The sequence below is a fragment of the Psychrobium sp. MM17-31 genome, from assembly GCF_022347785.1.
Taxonomy (GTDB): domain Bacteria; phylum Pseudomonadota; class Gammaproteobacteria; order Enterobacterales; family Psychrobiaceae; genus Psychrobium.
Map to the genome: position 1 here is coordinate 59,999 of NZ_JAKRGA010000008.1, position 22,004 is coordinate 82,002.

Sequence of the window (22,004 nt, forward strand, 5' to 3'; positions counted from 1 at the left end):
TTATAAGTTGTTGGCGATAGCACCCGCTATCGGATTACCTATTCAACGAAATAGCTTGGCTTGGTTACCGCAAAGGTGCCTTGAGTGTTGTCTTTGATTCTGACTTGTTGTGCAAGATCAAAATCAGTTGGTAAAACACCACAAGCGATGGTTTGGCCATCGACATGGGCTATGCTGACAACAACACCAGCATTACGCCAGTTTTCGCCGAGTTGTTTTTCAACATTATCACCGACCTTACACTCAATGTGTGATGGCGATTGCAAAACAAACATTCCTCGTTTATTGAGTCCTCTAAAGTGCATACGAGCGACGGTTTCTTGGCCAATGTAACAGCCTTTTTTGAAACTAATTGCATCGATCATCTGCAAATTTTGCATTTGCGGTACGAACTCAGCTTGCGTAGCTGGAATGATCTGCCCTAGGCCATCACGACAGTCTAACGCCGTCCAAAGCACTGGTGATTGCTCTTTGTACTCTACTGATGATAGTGCTTGCTCTAATGCTTGATACTGCGCTTGCGTTGAAACAACTAGCACACGAGGTGTTGAGTCATTTATGACAACAATGCTGCCAATCTCGACATTCGCCGCTTGATTAACCTGCGATAATGCTAGGCCGTATTGTTGGTTGAACCACGCTAATGCCTGTTTTCCTGCAAAGCCACTCACCATGTACTCATCACTGGCATCGGTGATATCGACTTTCGAAAATACCGCATATTTTGTCAGCATTGGTAAATGGCTCTGGGTATTCTCAAACGCTTGCAATGCTAAAACTACTTCTGAATTATCTAGTAAACGCAAACTCGCCATCATCTTACCTTTGGCATCACAGTGTGCGCCAAGAGTGCTTTGTTCAGTGGTTAGATTATCTAATTCACAAGTCAATTGACCTTGTAGAAATTTGCGTGCGTCTGGGCCATCTAACTTAGTAACACCAATGGCTAAGCGAGGGAAAAAATCGAAATCAGAAAGTGAATTAAACAATGGAATCAGCCTAGTAAGTTTGTATGCTGGGATAATAAATAACAATGGCGCGAGAATCAAAGATTCTTGCGCCATAAGTTAGCCGATAATTGCCGGTTTTTTTAAGCTGAATGTAATGATCTCACGCGAATGGTGCCATCGATCTTACGTAGCTCATCAAAAGCGATGTTGGCATCTTTAGCTTCAACTTCCATTACAACATAACCAATATCCGCAGTTGTTTGCAGGTATTGTGCGGTAATATTGATGTTGTGTTGAGCAAAAGCCATGTTGATTTGATTCATAATGCCCGGTTGGTTTTTATGAATGTGTAATAAACGCGTTACGCCATCATGCGCTGGCAGTGAAACCTCAGGGAAGTTAACTGCTGATAGGGTTGAACCATTGTCAGAGTATTTCACGAGTTTACCGGCAACTTCAAAGCCAATGTTTTCTTGAGCTTCTTGCGTGCTGCCACCAACGTGGGGTGTCAGGATAACATTGTCGATGCCGCGCAGTGGTGAAACGAATTCCTCGTTGTTTGACTTAGGCTCAACCGGGAATACATCGATAGCAGCGCCGCTGATTTTATTCGACGTTAAGGCATGTGCCAAATCGTCAATGTCTACCACAGTACCGCGTGACGCATTAATGAAGATGGCGCCTTGTTTCATCGCTTTAAACTGCGCTTTTTTGATCATGTATTTGGTTTGTGGCGTCTCTGGCACATGCAGGCTAACTACATCAGATGTTGCTAAAAGCTCATCTAAACTAGCAATTTGGCTTGCATTACCCAGTGGCAGTTTGTCTTCGATGTCGTAAAATTTTACGCGCATACCTAAGTTTTCCGCCAAGATACCCAGCTGAGTACCGATGTGGCCATAACCGACGATACCAAGCTGTTTACCACGGGCCTCGTATGAGCCAACAGCCGACTTTTGCCATTCACCGCGATGCGCTTTAGCGCTCTTCTCTGGAATGCCGCGTAGTAATAATAGAATTTCACCAAGGACTAGCTCAGCGACAGAGCGGGTATTTGAAAACGGCGCATTAAATACCGGAATACCGCGTTGCTCTGCAGCGTTTAAATCAACTTGGTTGGTCCCAATACAGAAACAACCAATGCCAACGAGTTTTTGAGCAGCGTTGATAACGTTAGCGGTTAAGTTGGTGCGGGAGCGAATGCCAATAAAGTGGACATCTTTAATTTTCTCAATCAGCTCGTCTTCAGGTAAGGACGTTTTGAGGCACTCGATGTTGCTGTAACCAGCCTTTTCAAATACTTCTAGTGAGCTTGGGTGTAAGCCTTCTAATAAGAGTACTTTGATTTTGTTTTTTTCGAGTGAAAATTGAGCCATTGTTAAATTTCCTAGGGTGTTTTACGGGCATTCGTTAAATTAGTTTGGTAACTATAGCTAACTTTTACTCCAACAGGAGTTAAAGACTAAGTTAATTGCAGTATAGCAACGTGAAGTCGCGTATTTAAAGCCTTTTTAGGAATTATTTATAGCGCTTTTAATGCCGTTATATTGGAAATAAATGGAATGTATAGACAGCTTTTAGATGATTTTTGTTAATAAGTTGTTTCAAACGATGTTAATTAGTAAACGAAGGGCAATTTTTTAGCGAATTATCGAGAAAGTTTGTTTTTAGTGCGGGAATTTTTTCATGAAATGCGAAAAATAAGAAACAGTGCCTACAAATAAAAACACTGTTTCTTATTCGGGGAATATTGGCTCTTGTCCCCGTTTTTATAACTTAGACTATTTTACTTTTTTTACGCCATTAGGTGTTGCGAGTAATAATTCGTCAGCAGCGCGATGGGCGAAGAAACCGTTAGTTACTACACCAACAATGGCATTGATTTGGGTTTCAAGCTCTCGGGCATCCTCTTGTGAGAAGTTATATACGTCTAAAATGATATTACCGTTGTCAGTGACGACGCCTTCGCGATACACAGGATCGCCGCCAAGTTTTACAAGTTGACGGGCAACATAAGAGCGCGCCATAGGCACAACTTCAACTGGCAATGGGAATTGACCTAGTTCATCGACTAACTTTGACTCATCGGCAATACACACAAATTTGTCTGCAACGGCTGCAATGATTTTCTCACGGGTAAGTGCTGCACCGCCGCCTTTGATCATCTGCATCTTTTGATTAATTTCATCAGCGCCATCAACGTAGACGCTAAGTTGGTCTACGGTATTTAAATCAAATACTGGAATGCCGTATTCTTTTAAACGGCGCGTTGATTCTTCAGAGCTAGAAACTGCGCCTTCGATATCACCTTTGATCGAGCCAAGTGCATCGATAAAATGATTGACTGTTGAGCCTGTACCAACACCAACAATAGTGTCTTTTTCAATGTATTCTAAAGCTGCCCAACCAGCTGCTTTTTTCATTTCATCTTGATTCATGAGTAGTTTCCAAAGGAGCGAATAAAATTGGCGCTATTGTATACCCAAGCCACCTCAAGATGCTAGTCATCAGCAAGTCGAGAAGCGTGCCAAGAGCAAGGCATAAGATACGCGGTTAGGTTGTTCCTAATAAGTAGCTTATAACGCCGCTATTGGTCGCTTATCGCCTTGCCCTACGGGAGGCTGGGTAGAAAGCGATTACTGCGTTATGATTTCTAATCAGGGAATGACCATTAATTAAAAATCATGCCTTGTACTCGCATCCTACCCAGCCTCTGAAACCTGCATCTTGAAGTAGCTTGGGTATCACTTCCTACTCATGAGTTAGCACTATTTTCTTCGGCATTTCGCCACAAAATCGTCCATTTTTTTGGCGCTTTTAGTCAGCATTTTTTGGGCAACTTTTACCCAGCGACGAGCCCAGTCATATTCAAGGGCCAATATGGCTAAAGCAATGGGGAGGATCAACACGGTGCCAGGCAGAAGAATGAAGATTAAGCCAAACGCCAATAGGCCGCCGCCAACTAGCGTGATGAGTGTTTTACGTAAAGAATTCATAGTTGCCTTTTGATTATTCAACGATCATTAACTGCGAATAGCAATGTTAAGGCCAAAACTGTAACTGTTTGTATTTTAATTGAAAATTAACTTGAAAGTGAAAAGCAATAGGCGTTGTAATCACTTATTGGTAAAATCCGCCATCGTGTGTAAAACAGGATTAGCTAACTATGTCGACGAGTGATAATTGGTTTGTTTATTTGCTGCGTTGTAATGATCAATCATTGTATTGTGGCGTCACCACGGATCTCGAGCGACGAGTTAAGGAACATAACGAGTCCTCTAAAGGAGCTAAATATACTAGAGTGCGCCGTCCCGTATCTCTCGCCTTTAGCCAAACAGTGATGAGTCGCAGTGAAGCTTGTCAGCTGGAAGCGAAAATTAAAAAGCTCTCTAAAGTCAACAAAGAGCGTTTGGTAAAAGGGACTTATGCGATTGAATTCTCTGTTGAATCTTGAGCAGCGCTAATTTTCGTTTGTGCTAGCGCGGTAAGTTCTTTAAGGGATAAGTTTTGGTGTTGCTCTAGGGTAATTGGCGGTAGCACTTCAACTTTTAAGTGTTGATGACCTTTAAAGTGCAAACTGTTTTTAGGCACAGCCTTATCTGTGCCTGTTAATACGATAGGCACGATATCCACGTTAGCGTCCTGTGCGATTTTAAATGCGCCAGTCTTAAAAGGTTTTAAGTGACCGTCTTGAGCACGCGAGCCTTCCGGAAAGATAAATACTGGACTACCATTTTCTAGATGCTTTAGTGATTGCTTCATCATGGCTTTAATCGAGCTTAAACCGCCGCGTTTAATTGCGACATATTTATTGAGATACATAGTCCAGCCGATAAAAGGAATTTTAAAGTTCTCAATTTTCGAAACCCACTTAAAATGGGTAAATAGACGAGATGCCACTAATACGTCGATAGTAGAGAGGTGGTTAGAAATAAACACCACAGGTTTGTCTTTGGGTAAATGCTGTTTACCTGTGATTTCCAGTGACCAGAATGGGTTGGTCCAGAAGTACAAGGATCCCCAAAAGTGACTAAAGAAGTTAAGAACAATGAGACGGCGATCAAACGGCGTGGTTATCAGTCTAATAATGACGGCGATAGGGAATAGAATAATAGAAATTAATACGACCCATATCAAATACAGACAAGACAACAAATAACTCACATTCTTTCCTTAACCGCTAAAAATTGGCCGCAGTATAACGCTAACATTTCAGAAATCTAGGCAATTTTTTGATCTACCACTAACTGCATTGCTGGTTGGAGGTGTATCATTGGCCAAATTCATAATTAACCTGCGCTCAGGTTAATTAGTCTAATAAATAGATAAGGAATAATATGTTGGGATTTAAAAAGGTCGCCAAGTTAGCCGCACTTGGTATTAATTTGGTGCTATTGTCATCAGCTGCTAATGCTCACGACCACAAGACTGAACACGCCAGCGAGCAAGTACAACATCAACTTGAATTTAGTAATGCATGGGCACGAGCGCTACCGCCGGTTGTTCCTAATGGCGCTGCTTATTTTACTTTTACCAATCACAGCAAGTCGGCTGTCGTGGTGACTGGTGTCGAAAGTGATATTGCAAAACACAGCATGTTGCACGAAAGCTATTTCGATGACGGTAAGGTAGCAATGCGTCATATCGATGAAATAAAGGTTGAATCACATCAATCGCTTATTTTTAAGCCCGGTGGCTATCATGTGATGCTTATGGGATTAAAGAAACCGTTGGCAAAAGGGACTGAGTTTTCATTGACCCTAACATTGAAAAATGGCGAAACACTGACGACAAAAGTGATGGTTAAAGACGCACCTGCCATGAAGGGACATGCTCACCATTAAAACTAAGCACTTAATGGATAGCGGATAAAATGATAAAGTAGCGTCACTTTTATTGGGGAACTGACCTGTTCGTGAATAGTGACGCTTTTTATCAACAACTCGCACAAGACATTAAGCAATGGGCCGTTGAGCTCGGCTTTGCCGATGTCGGTATTTGCGATACTGATTTGGCTCATCACGAAGCCAAGTTTATGCAGTGGCTAGAAAACGGCTATCACGGCGAAATGGATTATATGGCCCGCCATGGATTGATGCGCGCCAGACCTCATGAATTACTCCCTGGTACTTTACGCGTTATCAGCGTGCGTTTGGATTATCTGCCACCAGAAGCGCTTATCGTTTCAACCTTAAAAGATTCCCACAACGGCTATATTAGTCGCTATGCCACGGGGCGCGATTATCACAAGATGATGCGCAACCGTCTTAAGAAGCTTCAGCAAAAAATTGAGACTCAAGTGAGCGATTTAGTTGCTCGTCCGTTCGTTGATTCTGCGCCGATCATGGAGCGTCAATTAGCTGAGAAAGCGGGCGTTGGCTGGGTTGGTAAGAATTCGTTAATTCTCAATGAAAAAGCAGGCTCATTTTTCTTTTTGGGGGAGCTGTTAGTAAACATCCCGCTGCCAGTCTCCGAGCCCGTTGAAGAGCAATGCGATAAATGCGTCGCCTGTATAACCATTTGCCCCACACAAGCCATTGTTGAGCCCTATGTGGTGGATGGTAGTCGTTGTATTTCATATTTAACGATTGAAAAATTTGGTGCGATCCCCGAAGAGTTTCGTGAAGCCATTGGCAATCGTATTTATGGCTGTGATGATTGTCAGTTAATTTGCCCGTGGAATAAGATGGCGCAGGCCAGTGATGAAGACGATTTTAAACCGCGCAAAGATATTCATTCGCCAGAATTATTGTCGTTGTTTGCGTGGACTGAGGATGAATTTTTAAAGCGCTTAGAAGGTTCGCCAATCCGCCGTATTGGCCATGAGCGCTGGCTGAGAAATATTGCAATTGCCTTAGGTAACGCAAAATATGATGCAGCAATCATTTCGGCGCTTAGTGATAAAAAGCAGCATGCAAGTGATATGGTGAACGAACATATCGATTGGGCAATTGCCAAGCAACAGAGTAAACAGCCAGTCGTGAATCGCAAAACACAGCGGTTATTAAAAGCGGTTGAGCGCGGTATGCCAGCCCATTGTTAACAATGAGAGATGAGTGAAGGAATTTATTTTGCGAATTGAGTCTGTAATCCACTTAGTACTGCTGATACTTTGTTGCGGTGCAGTGGAGCTTGCTGATGCTAAAGCGCCTGAAAAGGCCAAAGTCACAATTGGCAGTGCGGTAGTTTACGATCGCTCCAGTAAATATGATCATTCGTTTAACCAAGCTGCCTATGAAAACGGTGTTTTACCTTTGCGGGAACAGGGCTACACCATCAAGGAAGTAGAACCTGCAAACCACGTACAAACCCAATTAGGTGTGATGAAACTTGCTAGGCGTGGTTACAACCCAATAGTCGGCGTGGGATATGCGGTTTCACCTGCCATCGAGCGTGCGGCAAAGGCTTTTCCCGATACGTCATTTGTAATTATCGATAGTGTAATTCATTTACCCAATGTCCGTTCAGTGACTTTTCAAGAAGAGCAAGGGGCATATTTGGCGGGAGTACTCGCTGCATTAAAGACGAAAAAAAATCACATAGGATTTGTCGGCGGTATGGATATTCCGCTGATCCGAAAGTTTAGTTGTGGTTATGCCCTCGGTGCTAAAACGATTAAACCTGATATTCGAATTACTCGCCATTATGTAGGTTCAACCTCTCACGCGTGGGATGATCCAAGTAAAGGCATTGAAATCGCGCGTCATCAATATGAACAAGGTGCTGATGTGATTTTTGCAGCCGCAGGTGGCTCGGGGCTAGGCGTGTATCAAGCGGCTAATGATCATAATTTTTATGCGATAGCTGTAGATTCAAACCAGAATCATTTATATCCGGGCGCAGTATTAAGTTCGATGGTTAAATCTGTTGGTAAAGTCGTGTGGCAAAGTATTGTCGATTTTAACACTGGCCAATGGCAAGCAGGCCATCAACAGCTAGGGTTGGCGGGCGATTGGGTTGGTTTGACGCGTGATAAATACAACGGTGATGTGTTTTCACTGCAGTTAGCAAGCGCTGTAAATGAGCACAAGCGTGCATTACTCCAGCAACAAGATCCCAGAAAAACCATAGTTTCTCTTTGCGCTCAGGAGATTAACTAATGTTATCGCCTGCGTTAGAACTAATGCACATCACTAAGTATTATCACGATATGAAGGCGCTTGATGATGTTTGTTTGCGCATTGCGCCAGGATCTATTCACGGTGTGATCGGCGAAAACGGCGCCGGTAAGTCAACCTTACTAAAAATTGCTTATGGCTTGTTAAAACCCGAACGAGGGGAAGTATTTGTCGATGGTGTCAAAGTGGTTATCGACAATCCACAACACGCTATCGATAGTGGTATTGGCATGCTCCACCAAACAACGAGTTGGTTAGAGCAGCGCTCGATTATTGAAAATATTTTACTTGGCGAGCAACAGGGCTTTTTTATGTCTGCCCAAAAAGCCAAAGCACGACGAGAATTAGAGCAACTTTGCCGCGAGTTCGGCTTTAGTTTTGATTTGGATATGCAAATATCAAAACTTGATTACAGTCAACGTCAGCTCGTTGATGTATTGCGTTCTTTGTATCGCGGTGCCAAGGTGCTAATTCTAGACGAGCCAATGGCACTGTTATCGCCTGTGCAATCTAATCATTTATTAAAGCTGCTAAATCTGTTGAAAATGCAGGGCATTTCGATATTGATTGTCGCTCACAAACTCTCCGTTTTGCATGCTATCTGCGATGTGATTTCGGTGATGGGCAATGGCAAGTTATTGTGTGATGTGAACCCTAAAGAAATCACCTTAGGGCATTTAAGTAAGTTGATGGTGGGACGTGAAATCACGCTGCCGCATCCAAATAGCAGTATTAGTGATGTTGAAACGCATTTACGCCTAAAAGTATCGAATTTGGCCATTAAACCTAAATCGAGGTTTGGCAGTGCGCGCCAAGGGTTTAGTTTGTCTAATATCGACATGGAAATTCACAGTCATGAAATTGTCGCGCTAACAGGATTGCCCAAAGCGGGACACGAAGAATTACTTGAGGTGTTAGCGGGAAGTGCTGGCTTTACCCACGGCAGAATTAGCATTAACGGTAAGCGGGTGAAATCGGAAAATCACTACAATTTAATGCAAGCTCGCGAGCTTAGCATTGCTTATGTACCAGACCCTCTAGCAGGCATTGGTGTGGTAAAGGACTTTCCGATGTATGAGAGTGCAATGCTCGGTTATCATCGTCAATCGTACGATTGCGCTGCACATCAACACGAAAGTGACAATCGCGCCCAATGTCTCGATTTAATGAAGCAGTGGGATATTCGGCCTGCAAATCCGCGTTTGCGAACTGGGGCATTTTCCCTTGGCAATCAGCAAAAATTGGTATTGGCGCGTGAAGTATCTAAACATCCTGAACTCTTGTTGTTGGCGCACCCTAGTAATGGTTTAGATGTTGGTGCCATTGAAAGCGTTTATCAGCGGTTATTTAAACTTAGAGATAAAGGCGCGAGCATTATTTTCTGCTCTAACGATCTCGAGGAGATTATGAGTCTTTCCGATCGCGTTGTGTTGTTTGAACGAGGCCAAATCATTGGTCAATACTACACCCAGCAGCTCAATAAAAATGAACTTAGCTTAATGTTGGCCAACGAGGTGATGAGTGAATAACAAATCGGTTTCTTGGATAAATAGCACTGCTTTAACCCTTGCTAATATTGGCTTGGCATTGTTGGCGACAGTTATCGTGTTGTCACTAACCGGTATTAACATTGGCGATGCTATTGCGCAGATTTATTACGGCGCCTTTGGCAGTCAAGAGGGGCGAGGATATACACTTTATTACGCGACCAATTTTATCTTTTCTGGCCTCGGCGTCGCCTTAGCTTGGCATGCAGGGTTGTTCAACATTGGCGGTGAAGGGCAGGCGACACTTGGCGGATTAGGAGTCGCTATCATTTGTTTGCAATTAGATGGCTCGTCATTGTGGATGGTGATACCTGCGTCTATGCTCTTTTGCGCATTATTCGGGGCGTTATGGGCTTTTATTCCTGCGTGGCTTAACGCCTATCGCGGTTCGAATATCGTAATAACAACCATCATGTTTAACCTTATTGCGTCTTCATTACTCGTTTATCTATTGGCTAATGTGCTAAAAGCGCCTGGCCAAATGGCGGCGATAAGCGAAAGTATTTCAGCGAGTAGTGCGCTACCGAGCATGCAAAGTGTGATGGCTTTGTTTGGCGTTGAGATTGTGAATACGCCGCTGAATATCTCTTTTATTTGGGCGCTACTTTGCTGTATCGCTTTGTATTATTACCTTTGGCATACCAAGCTTGGCTACGAAACCCGAGTTGTCGGCAAGAGTGAACAGAGCGCTCACTTTGCTGGCATAAAGCCAGCATTTATTATCATTATTACTATGATGATTTCAGGTGCGTTAATTGGTTTTATAGGCCTTAATGAAGTGCAAGGTAACAACTTGGTACTAAACGTTGATTTTGTCGCCGGATTTGGCTTTGCGGGTATTGCTGTTGCGTTGATGGGGCGCAATAGTCCATTGGGCATTATTATCGCCAGCGTGTTGTTTGGGGCGTTGTATCAAGGGGGCTCAGAATTAGCGTTCAACGAAGAGCTGATCGGCAATAATATTATCTTCTTGATCCAAGGCTTAGTGGTGCTATTTTGTGGCGCGCTGCAGTGGATGTTAAAACCAACTATCGATTATTGGCTCAGACCTGCCGATGTTTCTAATCACGAAAAACTACCGGTGCAATAACAGTGGATAATACGTTTTCTTGGATTTTACTCATTGATGCGTCCCTTAGATTAGCGACGCCGTTGATGTTTGCTGCGCTGGCTGGCTTTATTAGTGAGCGAGCTGGCGTGATGGACATTGGCCTAGAAGGAAAGATGCTGCTCGGCGCATTTGCTGCGGCGACTGTTGCTGCTGTCACTGGTTCAGCCTGGCAAGGTGTGTTGGCGGCTATGGTGATCACTGGTTGTTTTTCATTACTACATGCGTTCGCTTGTATTACCCATAAAGGTGATCAGGTGGTATCAGGTCTCGCGATTAATCTGTTAGCGCTCGCAATAACGGCATTATTGGCACAGCGCATTTTCGTGCAAGGTGGCATGACGCCGATATTGGCTGATGATGAGCGGCTACCAAATCTGATATTCCCAAACTTAATCGAACATAACGATAGTGTGCTATCTCAGATTTATTGGCACCTGTTTAGTGGCCATAATGTTTTGGTGTATTTGGCGTTCATAGCGGTGCTGTTGCTGGTTTATTTAATGAAGTATTCAACATGGGGCGTAATTGTAATGGCAGCGGGGGACAATCCTGTTGCGCTTAAACGCGCTGGATTCTCTGTATCCAAAGTGCGTTATATGGCTGTTGTTGTTGGCGGCACGGTTTGTGGTTTAGCTGGTGCGTATTTGTCTATCGGTCACGGTGCAGGGTTTGTGGAAAATATGACGGTGGGTAAGGGCTTTATCGCGTTAGCCGCGCTTATCTTCGGGCGCTGGCATCCTGTTGGCGTGATGCTATCGTGTTTGTTCTTTGGTTTTTTAGAAGCCTTGGCTATTCGATTACAGGAAAGTGGATTCACTGATGTCGACAGTGTGGTACCGATTCAGCTCTTAGAAGTAACTCCTTATGTATTGACCTTATGTGTTCTAGCAGGGGTAATTGGAAAATCAGCTGCGCCAGCGGCTTTGGGTAAGCCTATGCGATGATCTATCGTTATAAAGTATAAGTTAATTCAAAAAATTGATTGGAGTCAATCAAAAAAGTTGCGCATTGTTTTTGTTGATGTTACAAAGAGCATCAAAGCAATAAGGTTATGTCGCAGGAAAGCAATAATGAGCACTCAATCAATAGAAAATACCCATATAAGTTCCGAAAAAGTTTTAATTACGCCAACGCAGTTAAAGCAACAAATTCCATTAAGCGAGGCCGGCGCAAATTACATTGCTGGTGCGCGTCAAACGATTTCAAATATCATTCATGGCAAAGATCATCGCTTACTGGTGGTGACTGGACCTTGCTCAATTCACGATATTAAAAGTGCTAAAGAATACGCCTTAAAGCTGAAAGAGCTTCATGAGCAGTTAAAAGATGATATGTACTTAGTAATGCGTATTTACTTTGAAAAACCACGCACCACTGTCGGCTGGAAAGGTCTACTTAATGATCCACACATGAATGATTCATTCGAAGTAGAAGAAGGCCTTAAATTGGGGCGCGAGTTATTGGTTTGGTTGGCTGAATTAGAGCTGCCAGTGGCAACTGAAGCGCTTGATCCTATTAGTCCTCAATACCTGTCAGAGTTATTTAGCTGGTCAGCAATTGGTGCGCGTACTACTGAGTCACAAACTCACCGTGAAATGGCCAGTGGTTTATCGATGCCTGTCGGCTTTAAGAATGGTACTGACGGCAAAATTAATGTTGCGATTAATGCTATGGAATCGGCAATGCATTCACATCGTTTCATGGGAATTAACACGCAAGGGCAGGTTGCACTTATGCAAACTCAGGGTAATCCTGATGGTCATATCATTTTACGCGGTGGTAAAACGCCAAACTATGAAGCGCAAGACGTGCAAGATATTGAGCAACAAATCACTGGCGCTGGTTTAACGCCAAAGCTGGTTGTGGATTGCAGTCACGGTAACTCTAATAAAGATCACACGCGACAACCTTTAGTTGCCAATGATATATTTGAGCAAATTTGTGCTGGTAACCGCTCGATCATGGGTATTATGCTAGAAAGTCATTTGTTTGAAGGTAATCAATCGAGTTCGCTGCCGAAAGATCAATTGCGCTATGGCGTGTCAGTAACCGATGCTTGTATCAATTGGTTAGATACCGAAAAACTGTTGATTGAAGGCGCAGGAAAAATTGGTTCAGCACTAAAACAACGCGTATCAGGAGAGGTTGATGTCCGAAAAGTCGTGTGATGCTCTAGACGAGTTGCGACATGCCATCGATGAAGTCGATGGCCAGTTAATTGAATTACTTGCAAAACGCTTGTCGTTGGTTGCAGAAGTTGGTGAAGTAAAAAGTGAAGCTGGGGTACCAATTTATGCCCCAGAGCGTGAAGCCGCTATGCTGGCAAAGCGCCGCAGTGAAGCCGATGAGGCAGGTGTTGGCGGTGATCTAATTGAAGATGTTCTGCGCCGCTTAATGCGTGAATCATATCATCGTGAGAAAGACACTGGCTTTAAATGTATTAAGCCAGACTTAGGTGATGTGGTTATTGTCGGTGGTCGAGGCAAGCTGGGTGGTGTCTTCAAGCGCATGCTCGAATTGTCAGGCTATAACGTCAAGGTGTTAGATAAAGACGATTGGTCTAGTGCGCCAGAGCTGTTTGCCAATGCGGGCTTAGTGATTGTTTCTGTGCCCATCAATTTAACTACCGAGATTATTGATCAATTATCTGGACTGCCATCAGACTGCGTGCTGGTGGATCTAACCTCGACGAAAGGCAAGCCGTTAGAGCATATGCTTAATGTTCATGCGGGGCCAGTGCTAGGCCTGCATCCAATGTTTGGTCCTGATGTTGCGAGCTTAGCCAAACAGGTTATTATTTATTGTGATGGCCGCTCACCGGAAAAATATGCTTGGTTGTTAGAGCAAATTGGCATTTGGGGCGCTAAGTTAACCTTGGCTGATCCACAAGAACACGACAATGCGATGACGTTAGTACAGGGCATGCGCCATTTTACTACCTTCGTTTACGGACAACATCTTGCGGCAGAAAATCCAAATATGGAGCAGCTGCTTGATTATAGCTCGCCAATCTATCGCTTAGAGTTAGCTATGGTAGGACGTTTGTTTGCGCAAGATTCTCAGCTGTACGCCGACATTATTTTCTCATCTAATGAGAATACTAAGATGTTTTCTCGTTACTTATCGCGTTTTGAACATGCTAATACGATGTTAGTAAATGGTGATAGAGAAGGGTTCATCCAAGCATTTAAAGAAGTATCGCAATGGTTTGGCGATTACTCTCAACAATTCTTAGATGAATCGAAACAGCTGCTAATGCAAGCGCATGATAGCCGTGCTGTGTAGCGTTAAGATGAGTAAAGCACAATCGAAAAGGCCCCTCGATATTTCAAGGGGCCTTTTCATTTTTATAAGGGGTTACACTGGTGTATTACTATCGAGTAATACGTCAGGAATTGGTGTAGCTTGAATAGTCTCAGAAGGGTAACACCCTAAGATCTTAATATCCTTGGCGATACTATTTAGTTCATTGAGGGCTTGTTGCATACTTGCGTGGTGCAGATTGCAATCGACATCGATATAGAACATCTCTTCCCACGGGTTACCTTGGATAGGGCGCGACTCTAATTTAGTCATGCTAATACCGTTGTTTTTAAGTACGAGTAATGCATCAACTAAGGCACCAGTTGTTTGATGGGTCGACATAATAAAGGTCGTTTTAGCCGGAATTTGTACGGCAACTTCCACCGCCTTACGCGCTACAACAATAAAGCGGCTGTGGTTCTCTTGTTGATTAGCGATATTACGCTCAATAGCGTTCAAGCCATAGAGCTTGCCACCTTCTTGTGAGGCAATCGCCGCCACGTTAGGCGTATTTAATGTCGCAACTTGCTCCATCGCTGCCGCGGTACTTTCAACAAATTCAAATTTAATACCTTTATGTTTACTCAAAAACTGAGAACATTGTTGGTATGGCTGAACGTGACAGTAAACGGTATCTATATGCTCAATACTGCTGTTGTCGGCCGTGACTAAGCAGTGTTCAACTGGTTGGGTTAATTCGCCAACAATTGATAGTGAAGTGTGTTGCAGCACATCATAAACTTCATTAATGCTGCCAGAACTGGTGTTCTCAATTGGTAGTAAACCAAATTCAGCTTGGCCAGATTCTACCTTTGTAACTATGTCACTAAATGAGTCACAACCTAGCTCGATAATATCTTCGACGCGGCGAGAAAAGTAGCGGTGACAAGCTAGGTAACTATAAGAGCCCTTTGAGCCCAGAAATGCGACACGGGCAATAGGTGATTCGTGTTGATGATTAGCGCGCTCTTGCAACCAGGCTTGTTGGTTGAGCACCGAGTCTTCGATGATAACGTGGAATAATTTTGAGACGTAGTGCGCATCTAAACCCAGCTTGTGACCGCGCTGGATGAGATCAATCAGTAGTTGCTCCTCACGCTCAGTATCGCGAACGGCTTTAACGGTATCGATCTTAGATTGTGCGACGCTCAGACTCAGCTGACGGCGTTCGCCTAGAAGCGTTAAAAGCTGTTGGTCCAGGGCGGTTATTTTTTCGCGTACTTCTGAAAGCACGACCTTGTCACTCATGTTTATTCCTCTGAGTAATACGTCATAAATTACCTTGAATTTAGGGGGTGTAAACCTTGCTGTCAACACATATTTACAATTGTTTAGTCGTAAGAGTTCTAAGGTAAAATCTGGGGGATATTTTATGTCGATTGTTTTTCATACAGATTATTAAACGCGAATTTTTTTTATCATTTTTTTTGTCGCTTTGTTTTCAAGAAGATAGCTCTTTTGGATGTTTAATTCATTGTTTTATATATGTTTAATTTTAGAACTCTGAGTTGGTAATTCGCAATTAGTTCGGTTATAAATAAAGTCGTTACATCATTAAACAAGTTGTTATACAGGATTTATAACTAACTAATTTCGAGGTTAATGTTGTCTGCCAATGAGGAGCTATAATGGATAAAGTTCTACTATTTGTATTCGCGCTATTTAGCGCTACTGCCAATGCGGTGTCGATGGAAAACGATGTCTTTTCATTAAACGCCAATCAAATCAATTTCAAAGTCGGTGAGATAACCGCGAAAGAAAACGTCCAATTGAGGATTAAGTCGCTCGAAGATATTGCTAAGCTGAGTAGTAAAAGTAATATTGCGTTGTCAGAGTTAACACAGCAACAGCGAGTGCTAAATATTTCATTAGCTGATGGTTGGACAATGAAAGGGCGGATCTTAGCAATACGTATCGACGGCGAAGCCGCGATTATTGAATCTGATGAACTTTATTTAGTCAGTGAACAACTTCTCGCACACAAGCTTTAAATCATCTTTCATTCCTCAAGGCAGCCATAGTAACTTATTACTATGGCTGTTATGATCTACGCTGAAAAATTCTTAACGCCCTTGCTGTTTTATATGGGCAGACATCGTGGATCTATTATGAAAATTACTCAAAATTTCGATAGCGGAAATATCGAGGTTCTATCGGTTGAAGATAGCCAAAATATCCGCCTAGCCATTCGTAAAGACTCTAATGCTGAATACAGCCAATGGTTTCACTACCGCTTAACTGGTGCTAAAAACAAGCCTGTAACCATGTGTATTACTAATGCCCATCAATGTTCATATCTTGAAGGTTGGGATGATTACCAAGCTGTAGCTTCATATGATCGTGAAACATGGTTCCGCGTTGAAACGCACTACGATGGCAAACAGTTAGTGATTAAGCATCAACCTGAGTGTGACAGCGTCTATTACGCTTATTTTGCGCCTTATTCAATGGAGCGTCACCACGATTTAATTGCACAAGCGCAAATGCATGACAATGTAGAGCATATGCTGCTTGGACAAACCGTTGATGGCCAAGATATGGACTTACTTAAAATCGGCAGTGATGGCGACGGCAAAAAGGTGTGCTGGATGATTGCTCGTCAGCATCCTGGCGAAACAATGGCCGAGTGGTGGATGGAAGGCATGTTGGCCGCCTTGCTAGATCAAGATGACCCCATTTCAAAAGCATTGCTAAACAAGGCCGTGTTTTACGTTGTACCGAACATGAATCCTGATGGCAGTAAGCGCGGTAATCTGCGTGCCAATGCAGCTGGTGCGAACTTAAATCGTGAGTGGTTAGAGCCATCTATGGATCGTAGCCCTGAAGTTTATCTCGTGCGCGAGAAAATGGAACAAACAGGAATGGATTTTTGTTTAGATGTACACGGTGACGAAGCGCTACCATACAACTTTATTGCTGGCTCTGAAGGTATTGCTGATTGGAATGAAGACCGTCAGGCGCTACTTGATTTTTATCAGCAGGCACTGATTAATGCTAGCCCTGATTTCCAAAATAAAATTGGTTATGACATCGATAAGCCGGGTGAGGCGTTGATGACTGTGGGCACTAATTATTTAGCACAGGCGTTTGGCTGCTTAGTGATGACCTTAGAAATGCCATTTAAAGATACGGTAGAAACGCCTGACGAAGACTTTGGCTGGTCACCAGCTCGCTCTCAGGAGCTAGGCAAAGCTTGTTTAAATGCGCTTTATCAAACAATGCCTAAACTTTAAGGCATATCAAAACTTAGCAATAAAAAGGAGCGATAAACGCTCCTTTTTTGTGTCCACTGATTAGGTTTCGTGTGGGTCAATTTCCACTGGTGGGTAAATGAATCCTTGATAACCGTGAGGGTGTAGTGAGTTAAAGTTAGCCAGTTGTTTTTCGTCTTCAATGGCAGTAACGATAACTTCAATACCAATACCTTTTGCAACATTAACCAGAGCACGACACAGCTCGCTGTTTTGCTCAGTTTTGCTGTAGAACGAGAATGATTGGTCAAGTTTAACGTAAGTAGGTTTAACTTGCTGTAGGTAGTTTAGTGAGCCAATTCGGCGACCACATTGGTCGATACCAAAGTTAGAACCATATTCTTTAACTGTTTCACATAGTGCAATACACTCATCTAAATTACTGCTTACTACAGATTCTGGGATCTCAAACTGGATCTTGTGTGAGTTAGTTGAGCTTTGTAGGAACAAGGCTAGCCATTGGTGGAACTTAGTATCTTTAACACTATCTGCGGTTAAGTTAACGGCAATAGGTTCATGGGTTTTTGCCAAGATATTGTTGTTAACGATAGATTTTAAGATGCACTTATCTAGCTCATTACCTAATGAAAGTAGCTCAACATATGGCATGAATACACCCGCGTTTAGCACTTTGCCATCAACGTTTAGACGACAATACACTTCACGTTGTAATACGTCACTACTATTCATCTTGTGCACAGGTTGCCATTGGAATACAAAGCGATTGCTGTTAATGGCATGAGTAAGTTTTTTGCGCCACTCTTCACGTGAGAACTTGTGTTGTTGCTTCTTGCTATCAAACCATAGAATCGTTTTTTGCTCTTTAGTCGCCTGTTGTAGCGCGTTGTCAGATTGCGATAGTAAGTCAGATGGCTTCATGTCGTTCTCACGCATGCTTACACCTAGATAGAAGTCGCTATTTGGCTCACAACCAGCTTTCGACATTTCTTGATTGATGAGGCGTACCAACGTCTGCACGTAACTCTTCATTTGATCTTCGTCGCCTTTGGTGATCAAGAAGGCAAACTCACCATTAGCGATACGGGCAATCACCGACTCTGCAACCTTAGGTAGTTGTTGTTGCATGGCTTCTGCAAGCACCTTGATGGTTTCATCACGCACCTGATAGCCGTATTTACTATGAATCTCTTCAAGCCAATCGAATTTAGCAAGAATTAAACCGCCGTAACCTGGCTCGCTAAGCCAGCTGTTGAGCTGTGCAGTTAAGTATTGACGATTTGGAAGATTTGACACGCGATCGACTAAGCTATCCTTACGCAGTGTATCGACTTCATTGTCCAAGGTATTAAAGACTTTCTTAAGCTGATTCGACATTGAGTTAATTGAGATAACCACGTCTTTTAACTCTGACGTCGATGGCAGCGCCATATCTTTATGGAACTTACGTTGCGCGATGCCTTTGGCGTGCTCTGCAATTTCATTGAGCGGCTTGAGAATTTGCGTTAGGCGCAAACGAAGAACAACCAGCGATACGATAAACAGCGCTGATAATACTAGAAGCGTATCATTCATAATGCGCCAAAGTTCGCGATAACCAAGGCCAGGGTGAGCTTCGATTTCTAATTTGGCCAATTGCATCCAACCAGATGTTATAAGGCTTTCTTTCGTCTGAGCTTCAAATAAGTTGAGATCTGTAAACCAGGATGGGACTTCGTCAACAACAACAGGGTTTTCCCATGTTTGCTGTTTGTTATCAACTAACCATGTCAGTGTTACACGTCGATAGAAGCCACCTTCAAACACAACGTTAATTAGTGTTTCAGCACCTACTAAATCGCCAGTTTCTAAATGTGGCTTTAGCATGAGACTCAGTGATGTGCTCGTGTTATTTAAATCAGACTCCATTTGTTGTGCCATAAAGTCTTTTGTTTCAGTAAACTGAAAATAGACAATACTCGACATAACAAGTAAAAAGAGTCCAAATAACAGTGAGTTGATCTGTTGAAACAGGGTCATTGCTGTGTTACTCCAATTTTAACTTAGGCTGTTTTAGGTTGTTTACGCCAAGGCGTTGTTTGAGGCTTGTCCAACGCTTTAAGCGCTTGGAATCACCAGCAAGAACACCACGTCCTTTTTCTTTATTTAACCATAACTGTGTACCATTAAAGCTGTACACGGGTAATAAATCTGATCGTTGAGTTGCAGGTTTTATTTTACCGTCTATATTATCTAGTATTAGCGGTACTGATGCTGGCGTTTCATAGTAAGCCAAAACCATATGATATTGATTTAAACGCAGCGCCTTAACCATGGTAATCCGCATTTTTTCATCCGGAACCCCCAACTCTAACAAGGTGTAATATTTGGCAATAGAGTAATCTTCACAATCACCGCCATTCACCCCAATAAACTCAATGGGAGTCGCCCAATAGTTTTTTACACCCCATAATTTTATATCGTCAACAAAGCGAAAATAGTTAAAGAATCGATTAACTTTTTCCAGTTTGTCACGTTCTGAAAGCGCTTTGTCTTGAGTAAGTATCTTCACCCACGCATTACCGCGTTTTCCTGCGCGCTCTCCATAGTTTTTCTTTAATGCTTCGATAACCTTTTGGTTGTCGATGTTACTGCCTGATTTTGCATAGAGCCCAAACGTTAGCAAAGAGGACACCAGCGCGAGCTTGAGTGGCCATTTCATTCCTTTGTTACGCTGCAGGGGCTCCATGTATTATTCTAAAGTCCATCTGCCGTATAAATAGTCCACTTCATCGCAGTAGATTGTTCAGTACCTGACAGTGATGCGACGATGCGGCGGTTTTTAGAATGTGCCTCAGGCGTATCGCTTTCGTCTAATAGCTTATCGAAACCATAACCTACCGCAGCAACTCTAAATGCTGGAATGCCATATTGATTCTTTAATACATTAGCGACAGCATTCGCGCGTTTTTCAGAGAGCTTTTGATTTAACTCAGCAGAGCCTTGACGGCTACAGTGGCCTTCTATCGTCACGTGGCTGCCTGGGAACTTGTTCATAAAATCACTAACTTCTTTAATTTTGGCAAAATCAGCTTGAGATATTTCTGCTGAATTATTGGCGAAGTTAATGTTTAATGTAATGCTATCGTCAATGCGTTTGATGCTGCTGCAGCCGTAGTTATCGATTGTGGCCCCTAAGAAGGTATCAGCACATTTCTCACGAGCTTCGATCACGCCATCGGCATCGAGATCTTCGAGATTGTGTTTTTGAATAACGGCTTGGTTGATGTCGATAACATCGGTGGCTCCACAGCCGGTTAGCGCTAATAACGCGATTGCTAAAGTAAGGTTTCTCATTGCTCTACGCCTCCTTCATAGCTGTCTTCACCGGCCCATAAGCTAGAGCGAGTGACGCGTAATGAATCTAATAGTTTTCCTGTTGCATTAAGAAGTCGATATTGGGCATCGATGTTCTGATAATTTGCTTCTAGATAGTCTTTGCGAGCTTCAAAAAGCTCGTTTTCGGTATCTAGTAAATCAAGAAGGCTACGCTGGCCCAGTCTAAACTGTTGCTCATAAGCGGCTTGAGTTTGTTTTGATGAGTCAACGTGTTGCTGAATAAATTGCAATTGCATCGTCAACAATTCGTAGGCATTCCACGCCAGTGCGTAACCTTCGGTGACGTCGCGGTGCGCTTTACTGTTTAGCTCGACCGCTTCTGCAATTTGATAAGCAGCTGCACGCGATTGAGCAGCATTGCGGCCCCCGGCATAAAGGTTATAGCGCATGCGGATCATTGCCGATGCGTTGTTGTTGTGGCCGCCAATGTCATTATTGAAACGATCGATACCTTCTTCACCAGAAACGTTATTGTTAGCGTTAGCGCTGACTTCTAACGTAAAGGTTGGGTAGAAACTCGAGGTAAAGGTCTCACGGGCGTAACGCGCCGCTTCAACATCGTTCTCTGCTGATTTTATGACAGGGTGGTTCTTAAGGGCATCGGTTAAACCCACTTGTTCTGTGCTTGGCACCATATCGGCATCAGGCACAGGAACTATTAAATCTTTTGGCTCGTGATTGACCAGTTTTACGAACTTAGACACGCTATCGCGGTAGTTATTGGTAGCTGAAATCAAGTTAACATTGGCACGGGCTAAACGGCCTGTTACTTGTGATAAATCAGCAATACTACCAAGACCAGACTCTGTACGCTCTTTGATTTGCTCGTAAATTTCTTGGTGAGATTGCAGGTTTTTTTCAGATAGCGATAAAATTTCCTGATTCTTAAGCACTTCGTTATAAACTTTTGCTACATCAAGGGCTAAATCTTCCGCCGTTGACATCAGTGTCCACTGCTCAGAGCTTGCTTCGCGCTCGGTGCGCGAGCTGTCTGTGCTGGTATAAAAACCGTCAAATAAAATTTGGCGAATACTTAGCGAAAACTCACCGCGACGCAATCCAGCTTGTCCTTCGTCGCCATTGGTGGCATATATACCGCGTCGTGTGCCTGGACTATCGGTTTCTTCATGGCCATAGCCGGCAGTTAAATCAACGGTTGGTAGGTAGCCAGCTTTTGCCTGTTTGATACGCTCTTCCGCGACTTTAAATCGGGTTAATGCGATGCGCAGATCTGGATTATTATCTAAAGCTTGTGCTACAGCCTGTTCAAGCGTTTGGGCATGTGTAAGTGGCGCCGTTAGCGCAGTGCCAAACAAGGCACAAGCAATCAAAGAATAACGCTTGAATGCGTTTTTCGATGAAGATCTCTCAAATAGCATACTACAGTC

Annotated in this window: 21 protein-coding genes; 11 read left to right on the top strand and 10 right to left on the bottom strand. The window is 43.2% G+C overall.

The window, feature by feature from the left end; translation table 11 throughout:
• Positions 1-38: 38 nt before the first annotated feature.
• The 4 genes from ygfZ to MHM98_RS18255 all read right to left on the bottom strand — a co-directional run bounded on the left by ygfZ (position 39) and on the right by MHM98_RS18255 (position 3,946).
• Positions 39-1,064 carry a tRNA-modifying protein YgfZ gene (ygfZ, locus tag MHM98_RS18240; protein WP_239440831.1) on the bottom strand — a complete coding sequence of 342 codons (1,026 nt, stop codon included), beginning with the start codon at positions 1,062-1,064 and terminating at the stop codon, positions 39-41.
• 26 nt (positions 1,065-1,090) lie between these two features.
• Complete coding sequence (gene serA / locus MHM98_RS18245; RefSeq protein WP_239440832.1) at positions 1,091-2,326, bottom strand: phosphoglycerate dehydrogenase; 1,236 nt, start codon at positions 2,324-2,326, stop codon at positions 1,091-1,093.
• A gap of 405 nt (positions 2,327-2,731) precedes the next feature.
• The gene (gene rpiA / locus MHM98_RS18250; RefSeq protein ID WP_239440833.1) at positions 2,732-3,388 is read right to left on the bottom strand and encodes a ribose-5-phosphate isomerase RpiA; all 657 of its coding nucleotides are present in this window, start codon (positions 3,386-3,388) and stop codon (positions 2,732-2,734) included.
• A 330-nt stretch (positions 3,389-3,718) separates the two neighbouring features.
• The gene (locus MHM98_RS18255) at positions 3,719-3,946 is read right to left on the bottom strand and encodes a PGPGW domain-containing protein (protein WP_239440834.1); all 228 of its coding nucleotides are present in this window, start codon (positions 3,944-3,946) and stop codon (positions 3,719-3,721) included.
• A 170-nt stretch (positions 3,947-4,116) separates the two neighbouring features.
• On the opposite strand from MHM98_RS18255, the gene MHM98_RS18260 reads away from it, so the two are divergent.
• A complete protein-coding gene (locus MHM98_RS18260; protein ID WP_239440835.1) occupies positions 4,117-4,404 on the top strand; it encodes a GIY-YIG nuclease family protein in 288 nt (95 codons plus the stop codon).
• On the opposite strand, the gene MHM98_RS18265 is transcribed toward MHM98_RS18260, so the two are convergent.
• Positions 4,374-5,114: a lysophospholipid acyltransferase family protein gene (locus MHM98_RS18265; protein WP_239440836.1), complete on the bottom strand. Its 741-nt coding sequence runs from the start codon at positions 5,112-5,114 to the stop codon at positions 4,374-4,376. The genes MHM98_RS18260 and MHM98_RS18265 overlap by 31 nt on opposite strands.
• A gap of 173 nt (positions 5,115-5,287) precedes the next feature.
• Between MHM98_RS18265 and MHM98_RS18270 the strand changes: the two genes are divergently transcribed.
• The 8 genes from MHM98_RS18270 (at position 5,288) to tyrA (ending at position 14,011) form a co-directional block, all read left to right on the top strand.
• Positions 5,288-5,794 carry a copper chaperone PCu(A)C gene (locus MHM98_RS18270; RefSeq protein ID WP_239440837.1) on the top strand — a complete coding sequence of 169 codons (507 nt, stop codon included), beginning with the start codon at positions 5,288-5,290 and terminating at the stop codon, positions 5,792-5,794.
• A gap of 71 nt (positions 5,795-5,865) precedes the next feature.
• Positions 5,866-6,993 (top strand): tRNA epoxyqueuosine(34) reductase QueG, encoded by a 1,128-nt coding sequence (queG, locus tag MHM98_RS18275; RefSeq protein WP_239440838.1) that lies wholly within the window; start codon positions 5,866-5,868, stop codon positions 6,991-6,993.
• 13 nt (positions 6,994-7,006) lie between these two features.
• Positions 7,007-8,050 carry a BMP family ABC transporter substrate-binding protein gene (locus tag MHM98_RS18280; protein WP_239440839.1) on the top strand — a complete coding sequence of 348 codons (1,044 nt, stop codon included), beginning with the start codon at positions 7,007-7,009 and terminating at the stop codon, positions 8,048-8,050.
• Positions 8,050-9,597 (top strand): ATP-binding cassette domain-containing protein, encoded by a 1,548-nt coding sequence (locus MHM98_RS18285; RefSeq protein ID WP_239440840.1) that lies wholly within the window; start codon positions 8,050-8,052, stop codon positions 9,595-9,597. The genes MHM98_RS18280 and MHM98_RS18285 overlap by 1 nt, the downstream gene beginning before the upstream one ends.
• Positions 9,590-10,705: an ABC transporter permease gene (locus tag MHM98_RS18290; protein ID WP_239440841.1), complete on the top strand. Its 1,116-nt coding sequence runs from the start codon at positions 9,590-9,592 to the stop codon at positions 10,703-10,705. The genes MHM98_RS18285 and MHM98_RS18290 overlap by 8 nt, the downstream gene beginning before the upstream one ends.
• A gap of 2 nt (positions 10,706-10,707) precedes the next feature.
• Positions 10,708-11,670: an ABC transporter permease gene (locus MHM98_RS18295; protein WP_239440842.1), complete on the top strand. Its 963-nt coding sequence runs from the start codon at positions 10,708-10,710 to the stop codon at positions 11,668-11,670.
• A 126-nt stretch (positions 11,671-11,796) separates the two neighbouring features.
• Positions 11,797-12,894 (top strand): 3-deoxy-7-phosphoheptulonate synthase, encoded by a 1,098-nt coding sequence (locus tag MHM98_RS18300; RefSeq protein ID WP_239440843.1) that lies wholly within the window; start codon positions 11,797-11,799, stop codon positions 12,892-12,894.
• Positions 12,875-14,011: a bifunctional chorismate mutase/prephenate dehydrogenase gene (tyrA, locus tag MHM98_RS18305; protein WP_239440844.1), complete on the top strand. Its 1,137-nt coding sequence runs from the start codon at positions 12,875-12,877 to the stop codon at positions 14,009-14,011. Before MHM98_RS18300 ends, tyrA begins: the two co-directional genes overlap by 20 nt.
• Positions 14,012-14,083: 72 nt before the next feature.
• On the opposite strand, the gene pheA is transcribed toward tyrA, so the two are convergent.
• Complete coding sequence (gene pheA, locus MHM98_RS18310) at positions 14,084-15,277, bottom strand: prephenate dehydratase (protein ID WP_239440845.1); 1,194 nt, start codon at positions 15,275-15,277, stop codon at positions 14,084-14,086.
• Between the two features lie 380 nt (positions 15,278-15,657).
• On the opposite strand from pheA, the gene MHM98_RS18315 reads away from it, so the two are divergent.
• Both MHM98_RS18315 and MHM98_RS18320 read left to right on the top strand, forming a co-directional pair.
• Positions 15,658-16,020: a hypothetical protein gene (locus MHM98_RS18315; RefSeq protein WP_239440846.1), complete on the top strand. Its 363-nt coding sequence runs from the start codon at positions 15,658-15,660 to the stop codon at positions 16,018-16,020.
• Between the two features lie 117 nt (positions 16,021-16,137).
• A complete protein-coding gene (locus MHM98_RS18320) occupies positions 16,138-17,262 on the top strand; it encodes a M14-type cytosolic carboxypeptidase (RefSeq protein WP_239440847.1) in 1,125 nt (374 codons plus the stop codon).
• Between the two features lie 60 nt (positions 17,263-17,322).
• Here the strand turns inward: MHM98_RS18320 and MHM98_RS18325 are convergent, their stop codons facing one another.
• From MHM98_RS18325 to MHM98_RS18340, 4 genes are read right to left on the bottom strand one after another with little or no spacing between them, the layout of a single operon-like run.
• Positions 17,323-19,257 (bottom strand): EAL domain-containing protein, encoded by a 1,935-nt coding sequence (locus MHM98_RS18325; RefSeq protein ID WP_239440848.1) that lies wholly within the window; start codon positions 19,255-19,257, stop codon positions 17,323-17,325.
• Between the two features lie 7 nt (positions 19,258-19,264).
• Positions 19,265-19,966 (bottom strand): transglutaminase-like cysteine peptidase, encoded by a 702-nt coding sequence (locus MHM98_RS18330; protein ID WP_239440849.1) that lies wholly within the window; start codon positions 19,964-19,966, stop codon positions 19,265-19,267.
• Positions 19,967-19,974: 8 nt separating this feature from the next.
• Positions 19,975-20,574 carry an OmpA family protein gene (locus MHM98_RS18335; RefSeq protein ID WP_239440850.1) on the bottom strand — a complete coding sequence of 200 codons (600 nt, stop codon included), beginning with the start codon at positions 20,572-20,574 and terminating at the stop codon, positions 19,975-19,977.
• Positions 20,571-21,995: a TolC family outer membrane protein gene (locus MHM98_RS18340; protein ID WP_239440851.1), complete on the bottom strand. Its 1,425-nt coding sequence runs from the start codon at positions 21,993-21,995 to the stop codon at positions 20,571-20,573. The genes MHM98_RS18335 and MHM98_RS18340 overlap by 4 nt, the downstream gene beginning before the upstream one ends.
• Between the last annotated feature and the right edge of the window lie 9 nt (positions 21,996-22,004).

Bases quoted from the DNA above. Each gene is read 5' to 3' on its own strand.
- ygfZ (WP_239440831.1), bottom strand. From the start codon at position 1,064: ATGGCGCAAGAATCTTTGATTCTCGCGCCATTGTTATTTATTATCCCA.
- serA (WP_239440832.1), bottom strand. From the start codon at position 2,326: ATGGCTCAATTTTCACTCGAAAAAAACAAAATCAAAGTACTCTTATTA.
- rpiA (WP_239440833.1), bottom strand. From the start codon at position 3,388: ATGAATCAAGATGAAATGAAAAAAGCAGCTGGTTGGGCAGCTTTAGAA.
- MHM98_RS18255 (WP_239440834.1), bottom strand. From the start codon at position 3,946: ATGAATTCTTTACGTAAAACACTCATCACGCTAGTTGGCGGCGGCCTA.
- MHM98_RS18260 (WP_239440835.1), top strand. From the start codon at position 4,117: ATGTCGACGAGTGATAATTGGTTTGTTTATTTGCTGCGTTGTAATGAT.
- MHM98_RS18270 (WP_239440837.1), top strand. From the start codon at position 5,288: ATGTTGGGATTTAAAAAGGTCGCCAAGTTAGCCGCACTTGGTATTAAT.
- MHM98_RS18285 (WP_239440840.1), top strand. From the start codon at position 8,050: ATGTTATCGCCTGCGTTAGAACTAATGCACATCACTAAGTATTATCAC.
- MHM98_RS18300 (WP_239440843.1), top strand. From the start codon at position 11,797: ATGAGCACTCAATCAATAGAAAATACCCATATAAGTTCCGAAAAAGTT.
- tyrA (WP_239440844.1), top strand. From the start codon at position 12,875: ATGTCCGAAAAGTCGTGTGATGCTCTAGACGAGTTGCGACATGCCATC.
- pheA (WP_239440845.1), bottom strand. From the start codon at position 15,277: ATGAGTGACAAGGTCGTGCTTTCAGAAGTACGCGAAAAAATAACCGCC.
- MHM98_RS18315 (WP_239440846.1), top strand. From the start codon at position 15,658: ATGGATAAAGTTCTACTATTTGTATTCGCGCTATTTAGCGCTACTGCC.
- MHM98_RS18320 (WP_239440847.1), top strand. From the start codon at position 16,138: ATGAAAATTACTCAAAATTTCGATAGCGGAAATATCGAGGTTCTATCG.
- MHM98_RS18325 (WP_239440848.1), bottom strand. From the start codon at position 19,257: ATGACCCTGTTTCAACAGATCAACTCACTGTTATTTGGACTCTTTTTA.
- MHM98_RS18330 (WP_239440849.1), bottom strand. From the start codon at position 19,966: ATGGAGCCCCTGCAGCGTAACAAAGGAATGAAATGGCCACTCAAGCTC.
- MHM98_RS18335 (WP_239440850.1), bottom strand. From the start codon at position 20,574: ATGAGAAACCTTACTTTAGCAATCGCGTTATTAGCGCTAACCGGCTGT.
- MHM98_RS18340 (WP_239440851.1), bottom strand. From the start codon at position 21,995: ATGCTATTTGAGAGATCTTCATCGAAAAACGCATTCAAGCGTTATTCT.